This window comes from Sulfurimonas sp. (assembly GCF_041563495.1).
GTDB lineage: Bacteria > Campylobacterota > Campylobacteria > Campylobacterales > Sulfurimonadaceae > Sulfurimonas.
In genome coordinates this window covers 1-26,278 of the sequence record NZ_JBFFMZ010000004.1, presented here as the reverse complement: position 1 = coordinate 26,278, position 26,278 = coordinate 1, and the positions used below count along the sequence as shown (strand labels likewise).

Here is a 26,278-nt window from a genome sequence, read left to right as displayed (position 1 = left end):
GGATAACAATGACTTAGAAAAGTACAGTGAAACCGTACTGGATACCATTTCTAAAAATGTCATAAAGTATCGTACTGAAAAAGGATATAGCCAAATGAAATTAGCTTTAGAGATCGGAATGAGTGGTGGAGCTTATCTAGGTCGTGCAGAACTTCGAAAAGATAATCATCATTTCAATATCAAGCACCTTGCTAAAATAGCTAAAGTATTAGAAGTAAACATATCTAAATTTTTTGAATAGAAAGGAGCGTTTAAATGCTCTTTTCATATTTATTTTGATGGACAGTTTCCTCTGCCACCACCTGATGGGTTACCAGTAGTACTTGGTCCGTTTGGAGGAGTACATCCGCTTGACTTTGCCATAATAGTTCCTTTACATATTAATTTCGACTAATTAAAACCGATACCAACAGTTTATAAAAAAGAGTAGATGGAAGCTAGATACTAAGTCGTACAACTTTATCTATAGAAATGGAATTTATTACTATTATGTGTTCTATATAAAGGGTGCTTTTCATTTATTTTTGTAAGCTTATTATATGTTTTTTTATTTTTTATTTTGAGCATATAGTCTTGAGCCACGAATAAAAATTGCGGGTTATACTCTTGGGGCTTCATTTCTTTTACTAATTTTATATACTCTTCAATAAGTGGAATAATTTCTATTTCATTTTTTTGATTTATGAGATGATATCCTCTATAGGATAAGTTAATTAGATTACTTCTAAAATCATTTACATTTGAAATTTTTTCTAACTTCAATAGCCACTCATCAACATCCTCTTTATCCAACATTCTAGGATAATATGAAAATGTTAAAATATTTAAAACTTTACTATAAGCATTTTGTTTATGTAATAGATCTTTTGCTACTAAAGAATATCTCACGTGAATTGTTAAAGCGACTGCTAAATTTGGCTTAACCTGTTCATTAGTTAAATAGTTATTCCCTTCAAAATAATCCCCAATATTATGTAAAACTTCATTATCTGTTATTGAATAAATATAATTCAGTATATTCTCTTCATCAGCTGTATCTTCAATATACTTAATTGCTTGATATACTTGCGTGTTTACTTTTTCTTTTTTACTTTCATATGCTTTTTTTATTTCAAAATTCATAATAGCTTGTTTTCTATTTTCTTTATTAGGACTAAACAATATAAGTATTTCTTCTATATTATAACTATTTGTTTTTAAACTCATATCATCATATATAGAGGCAATAATCTGATCTAATCCTTCTTTTTCATGCTCTTGTATTTTATTTATCTTATAAATATATGATTCAAATAGCTCTGATATTTCTGAGCTTCCATTGACTCTTAAAGCAATTTCCGTATTATGAATAGATGAAAATAGTCCAACTAGTTGCATCGCCTTGTTGTCATCTATTGTTGTAGCTTTTTCATCTATATTAAAATACTTACAAAGGTCTTTATAGCATGCCTGTGACACTCGTGATATCCTCAGTAAATATTCAATTTGCTTTGCGGTAGGTTTTGCCCATCTTTGCTCTATGTATAAAATAAACCTTGTTTTTTCTTCATCTGATAAACTTTCAGAGTATAATCTATCTAAGAGATTATCCAAGTTTGGTACTTCTAATTTTAGTTCATCTAATGATAGTGATTTTGATTTAATAAATTCTAGTGCAGAATTAAATTGTTTCTCCAGAGAGTCCTCTTTATCCTTGGTAAATACACCTTCATATATAAACTTGAATGATGCGAGTTCTTTAATGTTTTTGTCATCAGGTAATACAAGCTCATCATGCCATTTTTTTAAAGTACTACTGGAAATATTTAGATATGTATTTTCACTAGAAGGATATTTATCCATACTATAAAATTTATGATTAGAACCACCATGTAAATCTATTAGCCATTTCATTGCTTTATTTACTGGGAAAAGTATTTTTGATTTGCTAGACTCAAATGTCGGTAAGTACCAGAAATCTCCTCCAGGGAGCCCCTTGTCTATTCTATCGTCGTATAAAGAAGTATTGTGACTTAAGCGTATCGCAAAAAATGGAACTATAAAATGTTTTAACAAAAACCAATCAATTTCTTTTTCTCTCTTTTCATCATAAGCACTATATATTTCTTTAGTTATATAATTGTAATGTCCCATAAACTCCTTAATTGTTTCTTTTATAAAAGAATTTATATCAAGTGATTCTATTTCTTTATCAATACTGTTAATAATATGTTCTATAGTCTCTTTTGTTAATTGACGTTTATAAAGTCTAGATTTTTCAGCACTTTGTTTTATCCCTAGTCTGATGAGATCTAAATCAAAATATTGTGCTACTTTTATTAGTGTTTGTTCAGTATTTAACATATGCTCTCATTATCAATGAAACTAGAATGTACATTTCACTCAAAATACTACCCATTTCATTTTATAGCTTCAGTTAGCTCATGCATAAAATAGGGATATAAGATTGTAACATAAGTGGAAAGGAAATATTTCTATATTTATATTTTACATAGGGGTATTTCTAGGTTCACTTATTTGTATTTATATGAGAGAAGATAAAAACAATAAAACACCCCTGCATACTCATACTTAAAGATAATTCAATAGATATAACAATAGACCTCCTATAATATGTATAGGGTATTAATTATTATAATATTTTATATAGCAGTATCAGGTGTTACTACTTATCTTCTTATCTAATGAATTAGTAGGGATACAAGATGAGAACAGAAACAGCTATTGATACGATTGCACTACAGTGTAACTTTTATGATGAAGAGAAATGTGATACAGCTAGGTATGAGATTATAGAGAGGTTAAAAGCATATAGACTATACAGTGGTGGTGAAGAGTATAAACTCTACAGTGATGATGGCATTACATTTGAGTATAAATTTAAAACAGTAGTGACAATAGATAGCGGTTCATACTCTTATGTAAAGAAAGATAAGAAGAAAGCTAGACCAGAGTGGTACCTATCGATTAAACTAGCTGGTTTAAAGAGATATATACCAGATAGGGATAAAGTGTCTCACAATGCTTTAATGTTGCTTGTAAGCTATTTAAACACCCATAAAATAGCCTTTAAAGTTACACAGTTTGATGTAGCGTTAAATATATTTACAAAGTTAGAAAATGTCTTAGCACTATGCACTAGAAGATATGCTACGACACAGTACTGGAAAGCAAATGAAGAGCAATTGTTTCCTACTACAAGATATATGGAGAAGTTTAGAAATGCTAAACATAAAGCAGAGGCAGTATCCCATTGTTGTCTTTATGGTAAATCTCAAAAAGAGGGGCTAGAATACAAGCTTACGAGACTTGAGGTTAGCTTCCAAAAAAAGTTTTTTAAAAACAATGGATTTAATGTAGGAACTATGTACAACGAGTTTCATCGTTACCATGTCATGTATATTCCTAACCAAAAGAAGAAGCAAGAGATAATGGATAAATACGACAGTTTAGAGGTGTTAAGAAAGAAAGATATAAAAGATTTAAAGCTAGAAAAGTATAGATTACATATAGATGTTAATGTGCTTGTAGATTTTGCTACAAAGCTATATCTAGTGGATGATGGAGTATTAGAGCAATTTATGCTTTGAAGAGGTTATAAATCTTATTTTTTGGAAAATATTACAAAAAGCCCACCAAAAAGCCGGTTTATTATAGGGCTTTTTGATATTTTTTGGAGAAAATGATCAATTCTCCAAATAAGAAGGTAGTGTTTAAAAGACCGGTTGAGGAAAATATGCACCATCTTTTCTTCTAGGATAGATATACCAAGTGCTTCCACTGTGTTTAATATTTTCAACTTTAAAAATATCTTCAGTACTTATTGCTCTTAGTTGATCCATTATATCATCAGTGGTTACATTCTCTCCAAATAAATCATTAAATGCTGGTGCTACATTAGCTCTATTAATTCTAGCTTTTAATTTAATATCCCTGTCCATATTAAACAATAAGTCTCTGTTGCGTAACTTATGGAAGTATTCTATCTTCATATCAGCAAGTGCATCATGAAAATCTTGTAGATAGCTTTTTGATAATCCAATGATTCTTATTTTTTCAGGAGTTTCAAGAGGTTCTTCTAGTAACTTAAAATCAACATCTAATGATTTAAGATATTTTGCAAAATCTGGCAGTTCTACATCAATCTTAGTTTCTAATACTTCATAGCTACCAAAACCTAAAAAATTGTTATCCGTTAATTTTGATCCTGTTTGGAATGCACTATATCGTCTATCTCCCTCTTTGATATTAAAAACAGTAGAATAATTTGCTGTAAATAAACATTGAGCATGTAGTTCAACTTTTGTACCAAGCTCAATATGAGGGTTGGCTATGACTGCTTTGAAGAAGCTTTCGTGCTTTTTACTTACACTTATTGTCACTTCATCAAAATTAACAAACCGTTTACAGATAAGATAAGGAGCTAGTTTATAGTTACTTTTTAAGCTTTCTGCATTAATTTGGCTACAACTATCTTCACCATATAATTTGGTCATAATATAGTACAAAATATTTTTACCTACACCCTCTAATCCAAATAGAATAACAGCATTTAGAGGTTTTTTACCATACGCAAAATTAAAAGCTAACCAATGAAGAAAATATTGTAAATATTCATACTTCTCGCCAAGAAGATTAAAGAAAAGATCTAAGATTGCTTTTGGCTCATTTTCAGGTTTACCTTCAAGCATCATAAGGCTTGTTGGTATCGCTGTATTTAAGTAGAATAAGCCATCTTCCTCAATAATCTTTTTGGGTATATTAGGTTTATATTTTTTTCCACGGATATATTTGAACTCTTGGATAGATATAGGAAACTTTTTACTCTTAGGCATCATAACCTCCAATCATTTTCGTACTAATTACTTCATATGATGGAGAATCAAATATAAAATCTTCCATATCTATATCTTTATATTCCAATACATCATCTGTAATTTTTACTTTAAATTTAAACTCCTTAGTTAGTATTGCTTCAAGTGTCCTTTTAGGGTATTCGTCAAGTTCATCTGCCTCTGATAATTTGAAATAGAACTTATTATTACTATTAAAATAAATTTCACCACCTTTCTGAGCTAGCTCATTTAGAATTTGGTTATTATAAACATCCCTAAAATCAACATCACTATTTTTATACAATGTATAATCTACTTTGGTGTGCCTACTTTTAATAGCTTCAGGTTCATATTCTTGGTTGCTTGAATACAAAATCTTATTAAGACTTTTAACATAGTCATCTCTTGTATCTATAGGAAGCATGTTGTTAGCTACAAAATAGTCCAAAGTTCTTACTAGATGAGAATAAAGTTCCCTGTCATGTTGTATCTTTTCATAATCTGCTAAGTATTGTAAAAAGTCAACATACTTTGCTTCGTTTAAATCAACTTTTGTCGCTTCAAATTCTTTGAGTAAACTAAAATATTTACTCTCTTCTAAGTTTTCTTCTTGAAGATAGTTTAGATAATCATTTGCCAATGGAGCAGAATTATCACTAACTGTTGTTGCATCCGGTGTATTCCCCCATCTAGAGAATTGTCCTGCATTTGGATAGAGAGTATGAGCACTTTTACTTTTATAATATGTCATCGCTAAATCCTTTAAAGTTCATGAGCTACTGCTTGTTCAAGCTCTTCAAGTGGATTTTTAATCCCCATTTCATTTGTAAAATCAATAAAGCCTTGATATGCAGGAGAATTAAATTGTCTCTTCAAATACCACTCAAGACCGTAGGCTTTAATTCTAATCTGTTCAGCCCACTCATCTGGATCGTATTTTCCATAACTACATTCCTCTACTGCAACAGCACACATTTCAATTTCCTCAACTGTTTTAGCTTTTGAAACAGCTACCTTAAATGCTATTGTTAAAAGCTTTTCGTAAGACTCGTAGTCATTATCTAGTCCAATAACCTCTTTGTATGACTCCCCTTTTAAAATCTCTTGAATAAAGCCTATGCGGTTTAATACATACTGTGACTTTTCCATCTTTCTCATTACTTTTATTTGTTCTACTAAATTCATTTCTTTATCCTTGTATTTTGTGTTCTTCTAGCCATTTATCAATGGCAATTCTGTCGTATCTTACGTATTTACCGACCTTTGAAAAGGGTAAGGTAGATGCTGAATTTCTTTGGCGCATCTTACTTTGAGTACTTTTACTAAACCCATATTCTTCGAATAACTCTGATGGACTTAACCATCGTTTAGCTAATTTTGCATACTTTTGTGCATAATCAACTTCTTCTAAACCTATAGACATAATGTCTCCTTAAAAGTAAATTTAGAAATCGATTCCTATTAATCCCGAAAGCTAGTACTTTAGATCTTTTTGCTTCCGATTAGTGTAATTATTCCAGCTATAAAAATTTTTCACATAGAAAAACTACATACTAATTTTCCTGTATAACCTACCGATTAAATAAATTAATTAATAAGTTAGAAATCTCATGCTACAATTGATTATGGAAAAAATAGATGGAAGAAAATTGCATGAGCATAAACTATTAGAATTTAGGGAACGAGCATTTAAATTAATGGATTATGGTGTTTCTAATAAAAAGATAGCACAGGAGCTTGGTGTACATGAGGTAACGGTATCTAATTGGAAGAGGAAGGGGTTGAAGATTGAGCCTAAAGGAAGAAAAGTTGGAGAGAAAAAACTACTAAGTAGAAGTATGGAGCAAAAAATATATCATAAATTATTTGACCTAAGTCCATTTGAGTTAGACCCATCTTCAGCATTTTGGACAAAAAAATTAATTATAAAAATGATTAAAAAAAAGTTTAGAAGAGATATTCCGTCATCTACTTTAGGAGACTATTTAAAAAGTTGGAATTTAAATTCAGATGAAGTTCAAAAATTTAAATTAAAGTTTATAGAAGATATGGGGGATAAAGCCTATGAAGGCATGAAATATAAAGCAAAAAAAGATTATGTAAATATTTTATGGATTAAAGTTCCTCATATGCCTGAGAAAGAAAAATATACAGAGCATCATCATTTTATTATAAATAATAATACTGGTTTACTCATGCTTGATTTATATAACTCTTTAGACGTTGTAGAAAACTTTAAAAACTTTTTGTCAAAATCTACTTCATCAACCAAAAAAAGGTTTTTTTTAATCGTTGATGGTCTAAATGAAAGTCAATATAACGAGGTGCACACATACATACAACAAGCTTACAAAAAACAGATATTAAGACTTATACCTGTGAACTTGCTTATTCATTAATAGTCCCTATTGTTTACTTTTTTCCTAAATAAGACTTTTATATTTTTCCTCTTCAATAAGTGCTTTCATAAGTTTATATCTACTTCCGATGGTATCTATTTCCATATAATGCTTTTTAGTATTTGATTTTTCTTCACTCAAAAAGCTATTTCTGATATCTTCCATGCTTTCAGTACCTAGTTCTTTTGATATATATACATCATCTTCATTATACTCATCTTCTAAGTCTTTGTGATATTCAGTAAGGTCTGTCCTAATAGCACTTTTTTTACCAGTAATATTTTCATCTATATTATTATAACAATCATAGATATAAAAAGTATCCGCCCACTTTATCGAATCCATGTTTCTAATATCTTCAGGTTCAATATCTAGCTCTTTTCCACAAAGCTCCATAGGTGACATTAAAATAGAGTTGTCATTGTCATAGTTGTCTTTTAATTTTGTAAGATAAGATATCAGCTCATGTTTTGGTAGGTTTAAATTTATTTGGAAATTTGATACATTATAGTCTACTACTTGCTTGGTGGAACCTTGTTTTATGGTGCTTAAATTATATCTACTATCTGAACCTTTTGATATACCTTGATGGACACTATATCCATCGTATTCATCTTCCTTAAAAAAATACTTATTTTCATGTATATATGACGCATCGTTTTGTAGCTTTTGAACATCATATGCATTTTTGGAGGCTCTTTGTAATAAAATATCACTTTTTTCAGGGTGATTGACATCATAATTATCGGGATATATTAAATATTCCTCAATAAGCTGAGTTTCAAGCTCCTCTATGAGTTCATTTATAACATAAATTCCTGTTGAAAAATAGATTTGATGCTCTTCTGATTTTAAAAAGCTATGATATTTTTGTAGAATAATTTCCGCAGTAAGAGCCTTTTGTGAACTATTTAAATCCAATAGCCAACTTCCATCTTTATTAGGGGATATAGAGGACTTTACTTTATCAATTTTAACAGAGATAGTCGTCTCTTTATTTTTTTCTAAAACTCCAGTTGTTGTGCTTCGTATCATCAGTGTCGAATTTGCTACTGGTAATCCTAAATTTATTTTATCGTCTTGGTATGTTTTTGATCCTATAGCAACATATAAATCTAAGCTATCTATTTTTTTATCTACGAAAATTTCTACTTCAAATATATTATCATGGATGGATTCAACACATTGTAATCTGTTTCCGTTGACATCTATAAAGATTTTATAATTAGTTGTATCGTTTAGATTTACAGTACCACTAATTGTATATATCTTTTCCTCATTCTTAATAAAACAATCGATTACATCAATATTTATTTTATTTTTATGTAAGCTATTGATGTCGTACAGGTAATTTAAAGCATGCATTACTTTTTTAACTTGATCATTCCTGATAGCCATTTCATAAAACACGTTATATGTAAGTTCATGTGGTTGAAAACTTTCGATTTTCTTGTATTCTGAGTCTTCTCTATAGGGTATTGCTTTATCCTCTTGATAGCTATTTAACAAATGATTTTTAAGTTCGTTGTGCGATGTTCCAATGTCTTTGTTTAGTGTATATTCAATAAGATATTTTTCTGTAAATGGTGTAGTTAATATATGTGTACTGATTTTTTTTATTTGAAGTAAAATATTAAATCTTTTATTTTTTTCTGTAATACTTAAAGAATATCTTTTAGACTCAATTTCTTGGTTAGTTGTTTCAAGGGAGTTTATAGTCGAGAAATCTATAGAGTTAGAGCTATAAAGTTTTTTAACATGATTTTGATTGGTTAGTGAAAATATTTGATTATTGTAAGTTTTTGATGTTGCTGTTATAGCGAGTAGATTATTTTTAAGTAAAGAGAGATTATATGTAAAATTAAAATAAATATTAAAAAATTGACTTTTGTTTTGTGGCAGCAGTTCCTCAATCTTTATATCATAGTTTTCTAAAGAATTGACATTTAGATAATCTTTGAGAGTTTGCTCATAATTTTTATGTATAAGTTGATCTAAATTAAAAGTCATAATATCATATCTCTCTAACCTAATAAATTAATGGTGTTATTTTACTCTGATTTAGTTTAATTACATCGATAGATTGAATCTTTGTAGGTAAAAGTGAGACCCAAGATGAGACCTAATGAATTCTTAAAGCTTGAAAGTGTGCAATATAGGGAGTTGAAGTGGTGGACCCTCAGAGATTCGAACTCTGGGAGGTGTGACCCTCGCCGGTTTTCAAGACCGGTGCATTCGACCAACTCTGCCAAAGATCCACGTGTTGTATTAGTAAGTTTTAAAATATAAAACTGGAGGTGCCACCCAGATTTGAACTGGGGATAGCAGCTTTGCAGGCTGCGGCCTTACCACTTGGCGATGGCACCAGTTTAAACAAATTACCAATGGTGCCCGGGGCCGGACTTGAACCGGCACAGTATTGCTACCGGGGGATTTTAAGTCCCCTGCGTCTACCAATTTCGCCACCCGGGCATTGGGTGTTTTCAACAGTTTATAATTTAAATGGAGCGGGAAACGAGGTTCGAACTCGCGACCCCAACCTTGGCAAGGTTGTGCTCTACCACTGAGCTATTCCCGCAATTTTTTCATCACTTATTTTTAAGTGAGCGGAATTATAGCCATTTTATTTTCATTTGTAAAGAGTTTTTCTAGGAAATATAAAAAAAAATGGTATAATCGCATTTATATTATAAGTAGTATCATTAAGCTAACAATTATACAGAAGGATTATTATGAGAAGTGACATTATAAAAAAGGGGTTTGACAAGGCTCCTCACAGATCACTACTAAGAGCAACAGGACTTAAAGACGAAGATTTCGATAAACCGTTCATCGGGATAGCAAATAGTTATATAGACATTATCCCTGGACACTTTTTCTTACACGAGTATGGCGAAATTGTCAAAGAGGCTATCCGTGAAGCCGGCGGAGTACCATTTGTTTTTAACACTATCGGTGTTGATGACGGTATCGCTATGGGTCATGAAGGTATGCTTTACTCTCTTCCTTCTCGTGAAATCATTGCTGATTCTATAGAAACGGTTATGAATGCTCACCAGTTAGATGCGATGATTTGTATCCCTAACTGTGACAAAATTGTTCCGGGTATGATTATGGGTGCGCTTCGTGTTAATGTTCCTACTGTATTTGTTTCAGGTGGTCCAATGGCGGCCGGACATAAAAAAGACGGTACACCGATTGACCTTGCTACTGCGTTTGAAGCTGTTGGTCAACATGCTGAAGGTAAGATGACCGATGAAGAACTTTATGAGATAGAGTGTGAAGCCTGTCCTTCAGGTGGAAGTTGTTCAGGTATGTTTACCGCAAACTCTATGAACACGCTTTGTGAAGCTATGGGTATAGCACTTCCTGGAAACGGAACTATCTTGGCAATGACTCCTGAGAGAATAGCGCTTGTTAAAAAAGCTGCTAAGCGTGTAGTTGAGATGGCTAAAGCAGACGATAGCAAATACAACATCAGAAACGTACTTAATGAAAAAGCCGTTCATAATGCATTTGTTGTAGATATGGCAATGGGCGGAAGTTCAAATACCGTACTTCATATGTTAGCTATTGCAAAAGAAGCAGAAGTTGATTTCCCAATCGAGAAAATCAATGAAATCGCTGACAATGTTGCACATATCGCTAAGATTTCTCCGTCATTAACAACTGTTCATATGGATGATATCAACAAAGCGGGCGGTGTTAACGCTGTAATGAGCGAGGTTGCAAAAAGAGGCGGGCTTCTTCACCTTGATAACCCGACCGTTACCGGGGAGACCTTAGGTGAGAGAATCAAAGATGCGAAAATCTTGGATGAAAACATTATCCATACAAATGAAAATGCTTACTCTCAAGTTGGCGGTCTATCGATTCTTTTTGGAAACCTTGCAGAAGAAGGTGCTGTTGTAAAAACTGCCGGAATCGATCCTTCAATGAGACAGTTCAAAGGAACTGCTATCTGTTTTGACTCTCAGCCAAAAGCTATAGCCGGCATCATGAGTCACAAAGTTAAAGCAGGCGATGTCGTAGTTATCCGTTACGAGGGTCCAAAAGGCGGTCCTGGTATGCAAGAGATGCTTGCTCCGACTGCTCTGATTCAAGGAATGGGACTTGGAGAGAGTGTTGCACTAATAACAGATGGCCGTTTCAGCGGTGCTACAAAAGGTGCATCTATAGGGCATGTTTCTCCAGAAGCTGCAGAAGGCGGAATGATCGCCTTGATAGAAGACGGCGATGAGATAGAACTAGATACAGACAAACATTTACTGCAACTAAATGTATGTGAAGACGTTTTAGCAAAAAGAAGAGCTGCATGGAGACCTCATAAAAATGAAGTCAAATCTAAATGGCTAAAAAGATACCAAATATTAGTTTCTAACGCTTCAAACGGTGCTGTTTTAAAAACTGAATTATAATAAAGGAAAATTTTAAGTGAACGCAATTGCAATAAAACACAATGGAGAGATTATTGATTTACAGACTGCTAAAGAGCTTGGGTTTGAAGGTGAACAGATTCACCTTGATAACTCTGCAGACTCTTTAGAGGTTCTTCGTCACTCAACAGCACACTTAATGGCGCAAGCTATAAAGTCACTCTATCCGGATGCAGAGTTCTATGTAGGACCGACTGTTAAAGAGGGTTTTTACTATGACTTTAAAACTGAGTCTGAAGTAGGTGAGGCTGATTTAAAAAAGATTGAAAAACAGATGCTATCTTTTGCTAAGAAAAAATATGAGATTGAAAAATATGAGATCTCTATGGATGAAGCAAAAGAGAAGTTCAAAGACGACCATCTTAAACTTGCCGTAATGGAAAAAATTCCAGGTGATAGTGTTAGCATCTACAAGCAAGGTGAGTTTGAAGACCTTTGTCGCGGACCTCACCTGCCAAACATCGGTCTTATCAGATTTTTTAAACTTACTAAAATATCCGGTGCTTATCTTGGCGGAGATTCTAAAAACGAGATGCTAACTCGTATATATGGTATAGCATTTGCAGATAAAGAGTCTTTAAAAGCACATATGGATATGTTGGCAGAAGCTGAAAAACGCGACCACAGAAAAGTCGGTGGCGAGATGAAACTGTTTACTTTCCGTGAAGAAGTAGGTGCAGGTTTTCCTATCTGGCTTCCTGCCGGAGGACGTCTTCGTGCAAGACTTGAAAGCCTTCTTTTCAAAGCTCACCGTAAACGTGGATATGAGCCTGTTCGCGGTCCTGAGATGCTACGCTCAGACCTCTGGAAAACATCAGGTCACTACCAAAACTATGGTGAAAACATGTATTTCACAAATATTGATGAGGTAGAGTTTGGTGTAAAACCTATGAACTGTGTCGGTCATATTAAAGTATATGAAGATGAACTTCACTCTTACAGAGATTTACCGATTAAATATTTTGAGTACGGTGTTGTTCACCGCCATGAGTTTACAGGTGCTCTTCACGGGCTTTTCCGTGTTCGTGAGTTTACTCAAGATGATGCGCATATCTTTTGTACATCAGACCAGATAGAAGAGCAGATTATCGAAGTCGTTGATTTTGTTGATAAGATCATGTCAACTTTTGAGTTTGATTATAAGATGATGATCTCGACTAGACCTGAAAAAGCTGTCGGAAGTGATGAAGTGTGGGAAGTTTCTACACAGGCACTTAAAAATGCGATGGATAAAAACAACCTTCCTTATGAAATAGACGAGGGAGGAGGAGCGTTTTACGGTCCTAAGATAGATATCAAAATCACAGATGCAATCGGTCGTGAGTGGCAATGTGGAACGGTTCAACTTGATTTTAATCTTCCTGAACGCTTTGAACTTGAATATAATGGCGAAAATAATGATAAAATACAGCCAGTAATGATTCATAGAGCAATTTTAGGTTCGTTTGAGCGTTTTATTGGTATATTAACAGAACATTATGCTGGAGAGTTCCCGATGTTTATCGCTCCAACGCAAGTTGCCATCGTACCAATCGCTGAAACACATCAGGATTATGCGAAGGAATTAGCAGATAAACTTATCGACATAAATGCCGATAGTGAAATATACTCTAAAAATGATTCTTTAAACAAAAGAATCAGAACAGCAGAAAAAACGAGAGTTCCTATGCTTGTAATCATAGGTGATGAAGAGGTTGAAGGTAAAACTGTTGCAATCCGCGACAGAAGAACTAGAGAACAATATAACTTAAGTGAAGAGGAATTCTTGAAGCTTATACAAACTAAAATAAATGAGGTAAATTTTTGAGTAAAAAAGACCGTGTCATAATGAATGACGATATCCGTGTAGCAGAAGTAAGATGTAATGTAGATGGAGGGGAGTCGTTAGGAATTATTTCTACTGATGAAGCTATGAGTAAAGCAAACGAATTAGGTCTAGATTTAGTTCTAATCGCTCCAACTGCAAAACCGCCAGTTGCTAAGATCATGGATTATGGTAAATACAAATACCAAGAAGAGAAAAAACAAAAAGAGCAAAGAAAAAATCAGGTAAAAATCGTTGTAAAAGAGATTAAGTTATCTGTTAAAATTGCGGAAAACGATATAGCTTACAAAGTTAAGCATGCTAGAGAATTCTTAGAAAAAGGATATCATGTAAAATTTCGCGTATTCTTAAGAGGTCGTGAAATGGCTCATCCTGAAGCAGGTAAAGAAGTTCTACTAAGAGTTTGGCCAATGGTCGAGGATATAGGCGTTATGGAAAAACCACCTAAATTTGAGGGACGTTACTTCAATATGTATGTAACTCCTCAGAAATAGCATTATACTTTTCTGTAGTCAATTCCCTCTTCACACGTAAAGATGAGATTTTTTATAATCTCGTCTTCGCCTGTCTTTCCTTCTCCAAATTCATCCAAAAAGCTAAGCTCAATCTTTCTCTCTTTTTGAGTGTCGATCTCTTCATAACTTAATAGATTTTCTATATATAAGTCATTCATTTTTTCCATCCTAGGAAAGGATTCTATGTAAATAAAATGTGAAAATAATGTAGGGTGTTAGTTAGGGAGCCAAAATCTTATTTAGAGATTTTAGCTTTTAATTCTTCTTCGTCTATCGCATCTGTCACATACTTTACAACTACCAGATTTTCCGTTTCATTGACATACCATTCGGCAATATGCTCATGTTCAAGTTCATTCAGTTTATCTGCTTCTACAAGGTCTTGAGAGACAAATAGGTGAGAGTATTTGGTAGGATTTTGCAGTTTGAGAGTCCAAAGTAACCAAGCAGTTGCAAGAACAGCTACAGATATACCGATAGTTTCTCTGTCACTAATATCAAGCATGAGACCCGCTAAAGTACCGCCTATAAATGTAGCGAAGTATGCAACAGAGTTAGAGATGCCAAGAGCCGCACCTTTTTGATGAACTTTTGCAAACTTTGTAATCATAGATTGAACTAGAGGTTCCATCATGTTAAACGCTACAAAGAACATAGAAACAGCAACAATGAAAAGTGTACTTGATGTAGTTAAGCCCATCATTAAAAATGATCCTATGAAAAGGACTATAGAAATTAAAAAGATTTGTTTAGGCTTGTTGTGTTTTTCGCCAAATACTGCTGCAGGTCCCATAGCTATAAGTCCTAGAAGCATAGCCGGCAGATAAGCCATATAAAGATCACTTTTTTGCCAAGCAAAAGCATCGCTTGTTAAGATAATAGGAATAAGAACAAAAGCAACGGTCATCAGACCTTTTTGCATCGCATTGATTATAATCATATTTAAAAGATTTGGATCTTTTAAGATATCAGAAGTCTTTGCACTTTTATGATAGGTATGTTTGATTCTTGGAGGAGTCGGTACTTTTGTAAAGAGTAAAATCATAGCAAACACAGCAAGTCCGGCTGTTATAATAAAAAGAGTATCAACACCGAATTTAGCGCCAATTACAGGTCCAAGACCCATAGCAATAGCAAAGCTTAGAGCGATAGTAGCACCCATTATTGCCATAGCTTTACCTCTGACTTCTTCTTCAACCAAGTCAGAGATCATTGCAGTGATAACTGAACCGATAGCTCCTGCACCTTGGAGAAAACGTCCGAGCATCAGGGTGTATATATCAGTCGCAAAAGCAGCTATTAGTGAACCTATTAAAAAGATAATCAAGCCAACAAGAAGAGTCGGTTTTCTTCCTATCTTATCACTCATCACTCCAAAGGGAACTTGAAAAATTGCTTGAGTCAGAGCATATCCACCAACAATAATACCGACTAAAAGCAGGTTGTCGGTCATGGAAGCGGCATAAATGGAAATAACAGGTAAAACTAAAAAAAGACCTAAAAACCTAAGAGAGAGTATTGCAGAGAGAGGAAAAACTTTTTTAAACATGAATTGCCTTAATATTGAGTATAATTTTGAGATTATATATAAAAAATTATTACATACACTATAAGGAATAAAATTTGAAATTAGTTTTAGCTACATCTAATAAAGGTAAAGTTAGAGAGATAAAAGCTTTATGCGAAGATTACGAAGTTATCCCATATAGTGAACTCATAGAAGAATTTGAAATCATAGAAGACGGAGATACTTTTAAAGAGAATGCTCTTATAAAAGCAAGAGCAGTTTTCAATGCAATTAACGATGAAGATATAGTTGTTTTGGCTGATGACAGTGGAATAAGCGTTGACGTACTTGATGGAGAACCAGGCATCTACAGTGCAAGATATGCAGGTCCGGAAGCTGACGATAAGGACAACTTGTACAAATTGATAGATGATATAAAAGCTAAAGGTGTTAAATCTTCACCCGCACACTATACTGCGGCAATAGCTATAGTTACAAAAAACGCTGAGTATTGTGTTCATGGTTGGATGCATGGAACTGCATTGGCAGAGGCAATCGGCGATGGCGGCTTTGGTTATGATCCTATGTTTATTCCGCTGGGATATGATAAAACACTTGGTGAGTTGGATGATGATGTTAAGAAAAAGCTTTCTCATCGTGCAAAAGCATTGAGTCTTGCTAAAATAATTTTGAAGAGTTTTTAAGGCCCATCCATGGATCTAAGAACATAAATCAATGATACATCCTTATCATCTTTGTTGATTTAGGAACGGTTTGCAACTTAGTTTTACAAAAACTTTTGACTTAAATTGTAAAAAGAAATCTCCAGTCTGTCCATAAAACTATGTAAGTGGTCGTTGTATCTGCTTATGATTTGCATAATACCTCCTTTAACATTGTCAAAGGCGACAGAGCAAATACTATTCCAATCTTAGTTAAATAATATTAATAATATCACACCAAATATTATTCTATAAACTCCGAATGCAACAAACGTAAATCTTTCCAAAAAAGTCAAAAATAGCTTTATAGTCAAATATGCCACAAAAAACGAGACAATAAAACCAACAGCCAAAGTCATAAGGTTTGTATCGCTGAACTCATGATAATGTTTTAACAAATCGTATGCAGTTACAGCGCTCATAACAGGAAATGCAAGTAAAAAACTAAATTCAGCACTGGCTTTTCTGCTTAGACCGACCAGTAATGCTCCGATGATTGTAGAACCTGCTCTGCTTGTTCCCGGGATGAGTGCAAAGACTTGTGCAAAACCGATAATGAGTGATTGCTTGAGAGTTACTTGTTCTACATCATCAATAAGGTTTACTTCGTTTGGTATAAAAAATTTCTCTACAAGTAAGAATATAACACCGCCGATTATAAACATAATCGCGACAATTTCTATAGAGAAAAGTGCTTTTATTTGAGATGAAAATAAAAATCCCACAGCGCCAATCGGTATAAAAGCAAGAAAAATTTTAGTCCATAAATCAATCTTTTTAAAACTAAATTTGTCTTTGTAATTGAAGATGACGGCTAAAATAGCCGCAAATTGTATAATTACTTCATATGCCTTGGTTATGTTGGTTTGGTCTATGCCTAAGAACTTGCTTGCAACTATTAAATGTCCTGTTGAAGAGATGGGTAGAAATTCCGTAAATCCCTCAATTACGCCTAGAATTATTGAATCGAAAATAGTCACAAAAATACCTTTAAAAATATAAATTTTTTATTTTACCCTACATGTATATATCAGCGTGAAATCTTAACATATAAAGAGTATGTATAGATACACAGATGCCTAAATAACCAAAATTTTAAGTTATTTCGATATAATACGAGGTTTTAAATTATAAATATTACCTCGTAGGAACTTTTACATGTTACTTTTTACGCCTGGACCGACTCCAGTACCTCAAAATGTTCGTAATGCAATGAGTGATGAGACTATGCATCACCGTACTCCGGAATTTGAAGCAATTTTTGAAAAAACAAGAAAATATCTTTTTGATCTTTTTAAGACTGATGAAGTAATAATGCTCTCATCAAGTGGAACAGGGGCGATGGAAGCGGCAGTTATAAATCTTTGCCACAATACACTTTTAAATGTAAACTCCGGAAAATTCGGGGAAAGATTCGGTAAGATTGCTAAAGCTCACGGTTTGGGAAATATAGAGATACAGAATGAATGGGATACACCGGTTAGCGTAGAAGCTGTTGTCGAGGCTGTAAAAGCAAACAGTGACATAGATGCCATCGCAATTCAAATCAGTGAATCAGCAGGCGGACTTCGTCATCCTGTAGAAGAAATCGCAGCAGCTGTTAAAAATATTAATCCTGAGATTATGATTATCGCTGACGGTATTACTGCTGTAGGTGTTGAGAAGATCGATGTGACAAACATCGACTGTTTAATCGCAGGGAGTCAAAAAGCGCTTATGCTCCCTCCCGGTCTGTCTATTCTTGGAATCAGTAACGCTGCAATTGAAAAACTTGGTGCTGGAAAAGGTTACTATCTAAACCTTGCATCTGAGATAAAATCTCAAAGAAAAAATACTACGGCTTATACGGCAGCCACTACTTTGATCATCGGTCTTTTGGAAGTTTTAGAGACCATTGAAAAAGACGGTGGGCTTGATAAACTATATGAAAGAACCGCTTCTCGCTCAGATGCAGTGGAAGCTTCGCTAAAAGCTATCGGTTTGCATGTCTATCCTAAAGCCCCTGCTAAATCTATGACAACTATAGATGATAAAGATGCCAATGAAATTAGAAAACTTTTAAAAGAAGAATTTTCCGTAAATGTAGCTGGCGGACAAGACCACTTAAAAGGTAAAATTTTCCGTATAAACCAGATGGGTTTGATTCCTGATTATGAGATGGCTTGGGTAGTAAACGCAATTGAGTTATCAATGGATAAGCTTGGCAGAAGAAACTATGACGGAACTGCAAACAGAGTATTCAATGAAATACTATTTCAAAAATAAAGATAAATAATGATACTTGAGCACGAAATCCCAAACGGTTCTAAACTTTATTTCGGTAAAAGCGCTAAGGCTAAAAGAGAGATAGAAAACATTGCGAGCAACATACTGGATGCTAACGGTTTTGAAGAGATTGTCACGCCTGTTTTTTCTTACCATCAGCATCTGAGCATTGCAGATGAAAAAGAGCTTATAAAAGTCAATGACGCTAAAAACAACTCTATTTCTCTTCGTGCGGATTCAACGATAGATGTTGTTCGTATTATCGAAAAAAGACTCGGCAGAAATACTAAACAGAGAAAATGGTTTTATATACAGCCTGTTTTCACCTACCCGACAACAGAGCAAAATCAAATAGGCGTAGAGCTTATGGATGAGAAGAAACTATCTTCAGTGATGAGCATTGCTATTGATATCTTCAATAAACTGGAAGTTAAACCTTTAGTACAAATATCAAATATCAGAATCCCTAAGCTTTTAGTGGAGATGTTTGATGAGTTGACACTTAATGATTTTAGACATATAAACATAGATAAATTTTTAAATCTAAAGGTTGAATGGTTTGAAAAACTTGTTTATCTTCAGCATGTAGAGCAGATTGACGAGCTTTTGGAAATAGTGCCGGAGTCTATAAAAGATGAACTGCTTAAAATGAAAGAGTTATGTCTGGAAGCGGAATACAATAATACTGTTTTAGCGCCTATGTACTATGCAAAAATGCTTTATTATGATGAGCTGTTTTTCAGAGTAATAGAAAAAAATGAAGTATATGCCAGAGGCGGAAGATATAAAAATGAGGATTTGACATCGGTCGGGTTTGCTATTTATACAGATGCACTTTGTGAAAAATTAACGAAATAACATAAGAGAGAAAAGAGGAAAATTTATGCAAGCAGATTTGATTGTAGGTATCCAGTGGGGTGATGAAGGAAAAGGTAAAATAGTTGATAGATTGGCAAAAGAGTATGACATGGTTTGTAGAAGTCAAGGTGGTCATAATGCCGGTCATACTATTTGGGTAGACGGTGTAAAATATGCACTTCACCTAATCCCTTCAGGCGTATTAAATCCAGATGCCATAAATGTTGTAGGTAACGGTGTAGTTTTATCTCCAGAGTCAATTATCAAAGAAATGGTACAGTTTGAAGGTTTGGAGGGTCGTCTTTATATTTCAGATAAAGCACATCTAAATCTGCCTTATCACGCTTTGATAGACCAAGCTAAAGAGAGACTAAAAGGTGATAAAGCTATCGGTACGACAGGTAAAGGAATCGGGCCTGCTTATTCTGATAAGATAAACCGTACCGGTTATAGAGTCGGTGAACTTTTAAATCCTGCAAAACTTTGTGCTTCTATCTTAGACTATTTTGAGCAAAACAGAGCTATCTTTGATATCTATGAAATTGCAACGCCTGAGGAGTCTGAACTTCTTGCAGAATTGGAAGGTTACAAAGCTAAATTGGCTCCTTTTATTACAGATACTACTCAGATGGTTTGGAATGCTTTAGACGCAGATAAAAGAATCCTCTTAGAAGGTGCTCAAGGAACGATGCTTGATATCGACCATGGAACTTATCCGTACGTAACATCTTCTGCAACTGTTAGTGCCGGCGCTTGTACTGGTCTAGGAATTAATCCTAAAGATATCGGTAAAGTTACGGGAATCGTAAAGGCTTATTGTACTCGTGTAGGTAACGGACCGTTTCCAAGTGAAGACCTTGGTGAAGATGGGAAAAGACTTGGAGAACAAGGACATGAGTTTGGAACAACAACAGGACGTGCAAGACGTTGTGGTTGGTTTGATGCAGTAGCTACAAGATATGCAAGCCGTTTAAATGGATGTGACGAACTTGCTCTTATGAAACTTGATGTACTTGACGGTTTTGATGAAGTAAAAGTTTGTATTGCTTACGAACTTGACGGAAAAGAGATAGATTATCTTCCATCAAACTTAGAGGACGTTAAACCGATTTACAAGACTTTTAAAGGTTGGAATAACTCTGTCGGAGCTAGAACTTTTGAAGAGCTTCCTGCATCTGCACAAGATTATGTTAAAATTATTGAAGAAATTTCAAAAACAAAAGTAGGAATCATCTCTACTTCTCCGGAGAGAGATGATACAATTATATTATAGAATAAATCTAAAATTGCACTAGTGCAATGGGCTTTCTGCCAAAGAAAACTCAGCGTTAGCGTAGTCAGCGGAATTATTTTCGATGACGTTATAACATGGATGAGGGTTTCCTTCATTTTATGGAATAAAATTAAGGATAATGAATGAAGACTCGTTTTAGCTCTTTAGTCAAGCTGAAAAAAAGTACTATGGAAAAAAGCGAACGAGTCGTACAAAAAGCAAACGCGGACTTAAATAGCGCTGCAACAGCGCTTGAAATATCATATCAATCAATTCAAAATATAACACCCCCTCAAAGTGGAAGTATGAAAGAGTTTTTAGCAAATAGAACTCTTCTTTCGTCAGGTAGAACCGTTATCCACCATAATAAAGAATGGCTTGGATTTGCACAAAATCAAGTGAAACAAGCAAAAGAAAAACTAAAACTTGATATGATTGAACATGAAAAATTTAAATATTTAGAACTCCAAGAAATAAACAAAGAGATAAAAAAGATAAAACTAAAAGAGATGAAAGACTTAGATGAAGTAGCTCTAATGACTCATGCTCAAAAGGGAAAAAATTGAGACTAATTATACTGGCAGTTTTTACTTTAACATCCCTTATGGGGCTTCAAACAAGTGATAAACTTTTTGAATGTACGGAAATATTTAAAGAGAGAAAGAGTGAACTTTTAGTAGAGCTAGAACGCATAGATGAGCAAAAACAAGCTCTTAGTGCCTTAAAAGTCGCAACTGAAGAACTTTTGAAAAAGAAAGAGACTAGACTGAATCAAAAAGAAGAAGTGGTTGATAGAAAATTAACAGCAATCACGACAAAAGAAGAATCAATTAAAAAAATGCTTAAAAGAAATGAAGAAGTTTTAAAAGAAACAAAAAGCATTAAGATGGATAAGATTGCTCAAACGTTTTCAAAAATGAAACCGGCATCTGCAGCAGGAATACTTTCAGACATGGAACCAGAAGATGCTGTTTTAATTTTAAGCTCGTTAAAACCAAAAATAGTCGGTAAGATTTTAACTAAAATGGATGCAAAAAAAGCTTCTACAATAACACTGCTTTTAGCTAAATAATATTAAGCATAATCAAATTCTAATCATTATTATTGTAAGATGCACAAATTATTTTAACAAGTAGGGTCTATCTATGAAAATATCACTAAAAGCTATACCACATATATCTAGCAGAGTTGCTATTGATTTAAATAAAAGTGGTGTCGTTACGATGACAAAAGGCCTTGAAGCTGTTGCTCATGAGGCAGAAAAGATACTCACTGCCAACGTAAAGCAAGAGATGGCTCTTGAAGAAAAAGCCGGAGAGATCTGTGATGAGAATGAAGAAGAGATAGAGTTTCAGCTAGTTGATGAGAGACAACTTTTCTTTATGATAAAGAAAAAACTTGCTCCTGAATTTGGAGTAATTTTAAATTATGAAGAGAGATATTCAGATCTTTCACACAAGATATTAGACGAACTTTACGAAGAAGACCTGATTCACTTTGAAGTTACAGAAAACAGAATTAAAAATATAATCTATAATGCGATTACATCTTTCATTGCAGATGCATCTGAGCTTGATGATGCAGTAATGGAAAAAATAAGATCATATAAAAAGAGATATATACCGGGTACTGATGAATTTGATATTTTATATGAAAAAATTTATAGAGAAGAGTTGATAAAAAGAGGTATGGAGTAGTGAACATGAAGAAGGTTTGGGTTTATCTAGAAAACGGAACTTTTTTAGAAGCAAATAGTTTTGGTGCAGATGATACTGTTGTAGGTGAGATAGTTTTTAACACATCAATGAGCGGCTATCAAGAGATTATGTCTGATCCTTCTTACGCAGGTCAGTTTGTAACGTTTACAATGCCAGAAATCGGAAATGTAGGTGTTAATGAGCAAGATATGGAAAGCTCAAAGGCTCATGCAAAAGGTATGATAGTTAGAAAATATCAAAAAAGATACTCAAACTTCAGAGCAGAGGAATCACTGGATGCTTTCTTAGCAAAGCACAATGTTATGGGTATATGTGATATTGATACAAGATTTTTGACTAAGATGATTAGAACTGAGGGCGCTATGATGATGATAGCATCTACTACTATCAGTGATAAAGATGAGTTAAAAAAGATTTTAGAGAACTCTCCTCGTATTGAAGATGTAAACTATATAGAACAAGTAAGTACAAAAAAAGCATATAAGCATGAAAACTCAACTTATTCAAATAAAGAGTTTGATTATGAAAGTGCACCGCAAGAACAAGCAAATATCGCAGTCATAGATTTTGGTGTAAAAAGAAATATTTTAAATGAAATAGTTAGTGCAGGAATTGGTGTTGAAGTTATGCCTAATGATTTTAGTGCTGATGACCTGATAGAAAAATATAAAGCAAAATCGATAGACGGTGTGTTCTTGTCTAATGGACCGGGAGACCCCTTAGTTCTTAAAAAAGAACAAGAGCAGATTAAAAAACTGATTGCTGCAAAAGTTCCTATGTTTGGAATCTGTCTTGGTCATCAACTTCTCTCAATTTCTCACGGTTACGATACGTTTAAGTTAAAGTTCGGTCATCATGGCGGAAATCATCCTGTGAAAAATGTTAAGACAGGTTTAGTAGAAATAACTGCACAAAATCATAACTATAATGTACCTGATAATATTGTAGAAATCGCAGAAGTGACTCACACAAATCTTTTTGACAATACGATTGAGGGTTTACGATATAACGATTCGCCAATTTTTTCAGTTCAGCATCACCCAGAAGCTAGCCCTGGACCTAAAGAAAGCAGATATATATTTTCAGAATTTTTATCTCTTATAAAAAGATAGTACTACATCTAATGCAATCTGAATAGCTCGGATTGCATCTAACATACAATAAATAATAATTAAATCACAAAACAAATACATTACAAACAAATTTCTTTTCTTAAATGTAAATAAAATTACAAAAGTAAACAAAAAACTAATAAATAGTCTAATTTGTCACAAAATAGTCACTTTTTAAGATACTTTAAACTTTTCTATGGATATAGTAATACTGTTAATTGGTCTAGTTATAACTAACTAGGCATAATTGCTTTGAATCTTTAAGGAGGCTATATATGGAGAATCGTCCATTAGAGTACGACTATACGGTTGCAAAGATGTTCATGTTTACAACAATTGTATTAGGAATTGTTGGTATGCTCATCGGTGTTATCTTAGCTTTTCAACTTGCTTACCCAGGGTTAAACCTGATGTTAGGTGAAGGTCTAGCGGAATACACTAACTTTAGTCGTCTTCGTCCATTGCATACAGATGCAATAATATTTGGTTTTACATTGAGTGGTATTTTTTCTACTTGGTATTATGTTGGTCAGCGTGTTTTAAAAGTGTCAATGGCGGAGTCAGGCTTTTTGATGTTTTTAGGTAAATTACACTTTTGGTTATATTTAGTAGGTGTTGCAGCGGTTGTTGTTTCACTATTTGCTGGTGTAACAACTTCAAAAGAGTATGCTGAGTTTGAGTGGCCAATCGATATCGCTATTGTTATCGTATGGGTTATCTTTGGTATGAGTATCTTTGGTCTAATCGGTATTCGTCGTGAAAAGTCACTATATATCTCAATTTGGTATTATATTGCTACTTTCTTAGGTATAGCTATGCTTTATCTTTTCAACAACATGGAGATACCTACAATTTTAGGAGAAAGTGCTGCTGGTGAGAGTGGAATAGGTGCATGGTATCACTCGGTATCTATGTATGCAGGTACAAATGATGCTCTAGTTGAGTGGTGGTATGGTCATAATGCAGTTGCATTTGGTTTCACTGTTCCTATCGTTGCTATGATTTATTACTTTCTACCAAAAGAGTCTGGTCAGGCAATCTATTCATATAAATTATCATTACTTTCTTTCTGGGGACTAATGTTCGTATATTTATGGGCTGGTGGTCACCACTTATTATACTCAACTGTTCCTGATTGGATGCAGACAATGGGTTCGATTTTCTCAGTGATTCTGATTCTTCCTTCATGGGGTTCAGCTATCAATATGCTTCTTACAATGAAGGGTGAGTGGCAACAAGTTGCAGCTTCTCCATTGATTAAGTTTATGGTTCTTGGTTCAACATTCTACATGTTCTCAACATTAGAAGGTCCTATTCAAGCAATTAAATCTGTTAATGCGATTGCACACTTTACTGACTGGATTGTCGGTCACGTACATGATGGTACACTCGGTTGGGTTGGCTTTATGATTATGGCTGCACTTTTCCATATGGCTCCTCGTGTGTTCAAGCGTGAGATTTATTCTAAATCTTTAATGGCTACACAGTTTTGGATTCAGACTTTAGGTATCGTTTTATACTTTACTTCAATGTGGATCGGTGGTATTACACAAGGTATGATGTGGCGTGCTCACGATGAATTTGGTAACTTAGCTTACTCATTCATTGATACGGTTACTGTTTTACATCCGTACTACACTATTCGTGGTGTTGGTGGTTTATTATACTTAGTTGGTTTCTTAATGTTTGCATATAACATTTATAAAACTATGTCTGCTCGCCCTGTTGAAGAGTCTGAGCTACAAAATGCTTCGCCTATGGGCGCATAAAGAGAGGATATAATTATGTTTCATTGGTTAGAAAAACATCCGTTCTTTTTTGCGGTAGGTGTGTTTTTAGTAATTTCGTTTGCAGGATTAGTAGAAATTCTTCCAAACTTTGCGCAAGCGTCTCGTCCTGTAATCGGTACTACTCCATACTCTACTTTAGAGCTAGCGGGTCGTCACGTTTATATTAAAAATAGTTGTAATGCTTGTCATTCACAGCTTATTCGTCCATTTAAATCGGAAACTGACCGTTACGGTCACTACTCTTTAAGTGGTGAGTATGCTTATGACCGTCCTTTTCTTTGGGGTTCAAAAAGAACTGGTCCGGATTTAATGCGTGTAGGTAACTACCGTACTACTGACTGGCATGAAAACCATATGAAAGATCCAGCTGGTGTTGTTCCTGGTTCAGTAATGCCTGCATACCGTTGGATGTTTACTAATGCTGCTGATATTGATACTGCATTTGCAGAACAATTAACAGTTGCACAGTTCTTTTCAGTACCTTATAACAAACCGGTTCCTATGAAAGATGGGTCAACTACTGTTGTTAAAATGGGTTCAAGTGTTGCAGATGCAAATGCTCTGGCTTTAGCTGAGGCAAAAGTAATTGCGGCGGACATGAAAGATCAAGATGTTAAAGATGCGGTAGCTAGAGGTGAGATTCCTGAAATCGTCGCTTTAATCGCGTACTTAAACAGTCTTAAATAGTAAAGGTTTATAGTGGATATTGCACAATTACAGGCTTATGGTTATTTTACATTAGTTCTTATACTTGTAATCGTATTGTATGGTTATATTTATCATTTATATACGAAAAAGAAAGATGCTGATGGTGTCGATTATGAGCAGTATAGCAATATGGCACTAAACGATGATGTAGATGACACTCCGGTGTTATCTAAATCAGATGATAAAGAGAAATAGGAGAGATATATGAATAAGCTTTATCTTGGGGGAATTATCTTTACTGCTCTAATGCTACTATTGACTTACTTGTCTATAGCTGGTTCTGAGGGTGGTCTAAATGGTGATATCGTCAATATG

The 26,278-nt window shown here is 34.1% G+C and carries 26 protein-coding genes and 4 tRNA genes; 17 read left to right on the top strand and 13 right to left on the bottom strand.

Annotation, left to right across the window (positions count from 1 at the left end):
- Nucleotides 1-94: 94 nt before the first annotated feature.
- Nucleotides 95-241, top strand: a complete 147-nt coding sequence (locus ABYK18_RS05065) for a hypothetical protein (protein ID WP_373035564.1) — start codon at nt 95-97, stop codon at nt 239-241.
- A 218-nt stretch (nt 242-459) separates the two neighbouring features.
- Here the strand turns inward: ABYK18_RS05065 and ABYK18_RS05060 are convergent, their stop codons facing one another.
- On the bottom strand, nt 460-2,343 hold the full coding sequence (locus ABYK18_RS05060; protein WP_373035563.1) for a hypothetical protein: 1,884 nt from the start codon (nt 2,341-2,343) through the stop codon (nt 460-462).
- Between the two features lie 362 nt (nt 2,344-2,705).
- On the opposite strand from ABYK18_RS05060, the gene ABYK18_RS05055 reads away from it, so the two are divergent.
- On the top strand, nt 2,706-3,590 hold the full coding sequence (locus ABYK18_RS05055; protein ID WP_373035562.1) for a hypothetical protein: 885 nt from the start codon (nt 2,706-2,708) through the stop codon (nt 3,588-3,590).
- A gap of 123 nt (nt 3,591-3,713) precedes the next feature.
- On the opposite strand, the gene ABYK18_RS05050 is transcribed toward ABYK18_RS05055, so the two are convergent.
- From ABYK18_RS05050 to ABYK18_RS05035, 4 genes are read right to left on the bottom strand one after another with little or no spacing between them, the layout of a single operon-like run.
- Complete coding sequence (locus tag ABYK18_RS05050; RefSeq protein ID WP_373035561.1) at nt 3,714-4,835, bottom strand: primase-helicase family protein; 1,122 nt, start codon at nt 4,833-4,835, stop codon at nt 3,714-3,716.
- Complete coding sequence (locus ABYK18_RS05045) at nt 4,828-5,586, bottom strand: hypothetical protein (RefSeq protein ID WP_373035560.1); 759 nt, start codon at nt 5,584-5,586, stop codon at nt 4,828-4,830. Before ABYK18_RS05045 ends, ABYK18_RS05050 begins: the two co-directional genes overlap by 8 nt.
- An 11-nt stretch (nt 5,587-5,597) precedes the next feature.
- Entirely contained in the window at nt 5,598-6,020 is a 423-nt protein-coding gene (locus ABYK18_RS05040; protein ID WP_373035559.1) for a hypothetical protein, read from the bottom strand.
- Nucleotides 6,021-6,024: 4 nt separating this feature from the next.
- Complete coding sequence (locus ABYK18_RS05035) at nt 6,025-6,258, bottom strand: helix-turn-helix domain-containing protein (protein WP_373035558.1); 234 nt, start codon at nt 6,256-6,258, stop codon at nt 6,025-6,027.
- Between the two features lie 202 nt (nt 6,259-6,460).
- Between ABYK18_RS05035 and ABYK18_RS05030 the strand changes: the two genes are divergently transcribed.
- Complete coding sequence (locus tag ABYK18_RS05030; RefSeq protein WP_373035557.1) at nt 6,461-7,234, top strand: hypothetical protein; 774 nt, start codon at nt 6,461-6,463, stop codon at nt 7,232-7,234.
- Nucleotides 7,235-7,258: 24 nt separating this feature from the next.
- Here the strand turns inward: ABYK18_RS05030 and ABYK18_RS05025 are convergent, their stop codons facing one another.
- The 5 genes from ABYK18_RS05025 to ABYK18_RS05005 form a co-directional block, all read right to left on the bottom strand.
- On the bottom strand, nt 7,259-9,244 hold the full coding sequence (locus ABYK18_RS05025; RefSeq protein WP_373035556.1) for a hypothetical protein: 1,986 nt from the start codon (nt 9,242-9,244) through the stop codon (nt 7,259-7,261).
- Nucleotides 9,245-9,403: 159 nt separating this feature from the next.
- Nucleotides 9,404-9,492, bottom strand: a tRNA-Ser gene (locus ABYK18_RS05020).
- Nucleotides 9,493-9,526: 34 nt separating this feature from the next.
- A tRNA-Cys gene (locus ABYK18_RS05015) sits at nt 9,527-9,600 on the bottom strand.
- A 19-nt stretch (nt 9,601-9,619) separates the two neighbouring features.
- Nucleotides 9,620-9,706, bottom strand: a tRNA-Leu gene (locus ABYK18_RS05010).
- Nucleotides 9,707-9,737: 31 nt separating this feature from the next.
- Nucleotides 9,738-9,812, bottom strand: a tRNA-Gly gene (locus ABYK18_RS05005).
- Between the two features lie 154 nt (nt 9,813-9,966).
- Between ABYK18_RS05005 and ilvD the strand changes: the two genes are divergently transcribed.
- From ilvD to infC, 3 genes are read left to right on the top strand one after another with little or no spacing between them, the layout of a single operon-like run.
- Nucleotides 9,967-11,652 carry a dihydroxy-acid dehydratase gene (gene ilvD, locus ABYK18_RS05000; protein WP_373035555.1) on the top strand — a complete coding sequence of 562 codons (1,686 nt, stop codon included), beginning with the start codon at nt 9,967-9,969 and terminating at the stop codon, nt 11,650-11,652.
- A 16-nt stretch (nt 11,653-11,668) separates the two neighbouring features.
- A complete protein-coding gene (thrS, locus tag ABYK18_RS04995) occupies nt 11,669-13,477 on the top strand; it encodes a threonine--tRNA ligase (RefSeq protein WP_373035554.1) in 1,809 nt (602 codons plus the stop codon).
- A 20-nt stretch (nt 13,478-13,497) separates the two neighbouring features.
- Nucleotides 13,498-13,989 carry a translation initiation factor IF-3 gene (gene infC / locus ABYK18_RS04990; protein WP_373035794.1) on the top strand — a complete coding sequence of 164 codons (492 nt, stop codon included), beginning with the start codon at nt 13,498-13,500 and terminating at the stop codon, nt 13,987-13,989.
- A 2-nt stretch (nt 13,990-13,991) separates the two neighbouring features.
- On the opposite strand, the gene ABYK18_RS04985 is transcribed toward infC, so the two are convergent.
- A complete protein-coding gene (locus ABYK18_RS04985) occupies nt 13,992-14,168 on the bottom strand; it encodes a hypothetical protein (protein WP_373035553.1) in 177 nt (58 codons plus the stop codon).
- Between the two features lie 77 nt (nt 14,169-14,245).
- Entirely contained in the window at nt 14,246-15,559 is a 1,314-nt protein-coding gene (locus tag ABYK18_RS04980; protein WP_373035552.1) for an MFS transporter, read from the bottom strand.
- 74 nt (nt 15,560-15,633) lie between these two features.
- On the opposite strand from ABYK18_RS04980, the gene rdgB reads away from it, so the two are divergent.
- Nucleotides 15,634-16,221: an RdgB/HAM1 family non-canonical purine NTP pyrophosphatase gene (rdgB, locus tag ABYK18_RS04975; RefSeq protein ID WP_373035551.1), complete on the top strand. Its 588-nt coding sequence runs from the start codon at nt 15,634-15,636 to the stop codon at nt 16,219-16,221.
- 227 nt (nt 16,222-16,448) lie between these two features.
- Here the strand turns inward: rdgB and ABYK18_RS04970 are convergent, their stop codons facing one another.
- Nucleotides 16,449-17,219, bottom strand: a complete 771-nt coding sequence (locus ABYK18_RS04970; protein WP_373035550.1) for an undecaprenyl-diphosphate phosphatase — start codon at nt 17,217-17,219, stop codon at nt 16,449-16,451.
- Between the two features lie 178 nt (nt 17,220-17,397).
- On the opposite strand from ABYK18_RS04970, the gene ABYK18_RS04965 reads away from it, so the two are divergent.
- From ABYK18_RS04965 to ABYK18_RS04920, 10 genes are all read left to right on the top strand, one after another.
- The gene (locus ABYK18_RS04965; protein WP_373035549.1) at nt 17,398-18,504 is read left to right on the top strand and encodes an alanine--glyoxylate aminotransferase family protein; all 1,107 of its coding nucleotides are present in this window, start codon (nt 17,398-17,400) and stop codon (nt 18,502-18,504) included.
- Nucleotides 18,505-18,513: 9 nt separating this feature from the next.
- On the top strand, nt 18,514-19,362 hold the full coding sequence (locus ABYK18_RS04960) for an ATP phosphoribosyltransferase regulatory subunit (RefSeq protein ID WP_373035548.1): 849 nt from the start codon (nt 18,514-18,516) through the stop codon (nt 19,360-19,362).
- Between the two features lie 25 nt (nt 19,363-19,387).
- Nucleotides 19,388-20,635 carry an adenylosuccinate synthase gene (locus ABYK18_RS04955; RefSeq protein ID WP_373035547.1) on the top strand — a complete coding sequence of 416 codons (1,248 nt, stop codon included), beginning with the start codon at nt 19,388-19,390 and terminating at the stop codon, nt 20,633-20,635.
- A gap of 143 nt (nt 20,636-20,778) precedes the next feature.
- Nucleotides 20,779-21,201 carry a flagellar export protein FliJ gene (locus tag ABYK18_RS04950; RefSeq protein ID WP_373035546.1) on the top strand — a complete coding sequence of 141 codons (423 nt, stop codon included), beginning with the start codon at nt 20,779-20,781 and terminating at the stop codon, nt 21,199-21,201.
- Complete coding sequence (locus ABYK18_RS04945) at nt 21,198-21,707, top strand: MotE family protein (protein WP_373035545.1); 510 nt, start codon at nt 21,198-21,200, stop codon at nt 21,705-21,707. The genes ABYK18_RS04950 and ABYK18_RS04945 overlap by 4 nt, the downstream gene beginning before the upstream one ends.
- A gap of 73 nt (nt 21,708-21,780) precedes the next feature.
- On the top strand, nt 21,781-22,332 hold the full coding sequence (locus ABYK18_RS04940; protein WP_373035544.1) for a DUF507 family protein: 552 nt from the start codon (nt 21,781-21,783) through the stop codon (nt 22,330-22,332).
- A gap of 5 nt (nt 22,333-22,337) precedes the next feature.
- Entirely contained in the window at nt 22,338-23,465 is a 1,128-nt protein-coding gene (gene carA / locus ABYK18_RS04935; protein WP_373035543.1) for a glutamine-hydrolyzing carbamoyl-phosphate synthase small subunit, read from the top strand.
- Between the two features lie 275 nt (nt 23,466-23,740).
- Nucleotides 23,741-25,234 carry a cytochrome-c oxidase, cbb3-type subunit I gene (gene ccoN / locus ABYK18_RS04930; protein ID WP_373035542.1) on the top strand — a complete coding sequence of 498 codons (1,494 nt, stop codon included), beginning with the start codon at nt 23,741-23,743 and terminating at the stop codon, nt 25,232-25,234.
- Nucleotides 25,235-25,249: 15 nt separating this feature from the next.
- A complete protein-coding gene (gene ccoO, locus ABYK18_RS04925) occupies nt 25,250-25,942 on the top strand; it encodes a cytochrome-c oxidase, cbb3-type subunit II (protein ID WP_373035541.1) in 693 nt (230 codons plus the stop codon).
- A gap of 12 nt (nt 25,943-25,954) precedes the next feature.
- Nucleotides 25,955-26,158, top strand: a complete 204-nt coding sequence (locus tag ABYK18_RS04920; protein WP_373035540.1) for a cytochrome c oxidase, cbb3-type, CcoQ subunit — start codon at nt 25,955-25,957, stop codon at nt 26,156-26,158.
- Nucleotides 26,159-26,278: the final 120 nt, after the last annotated feature.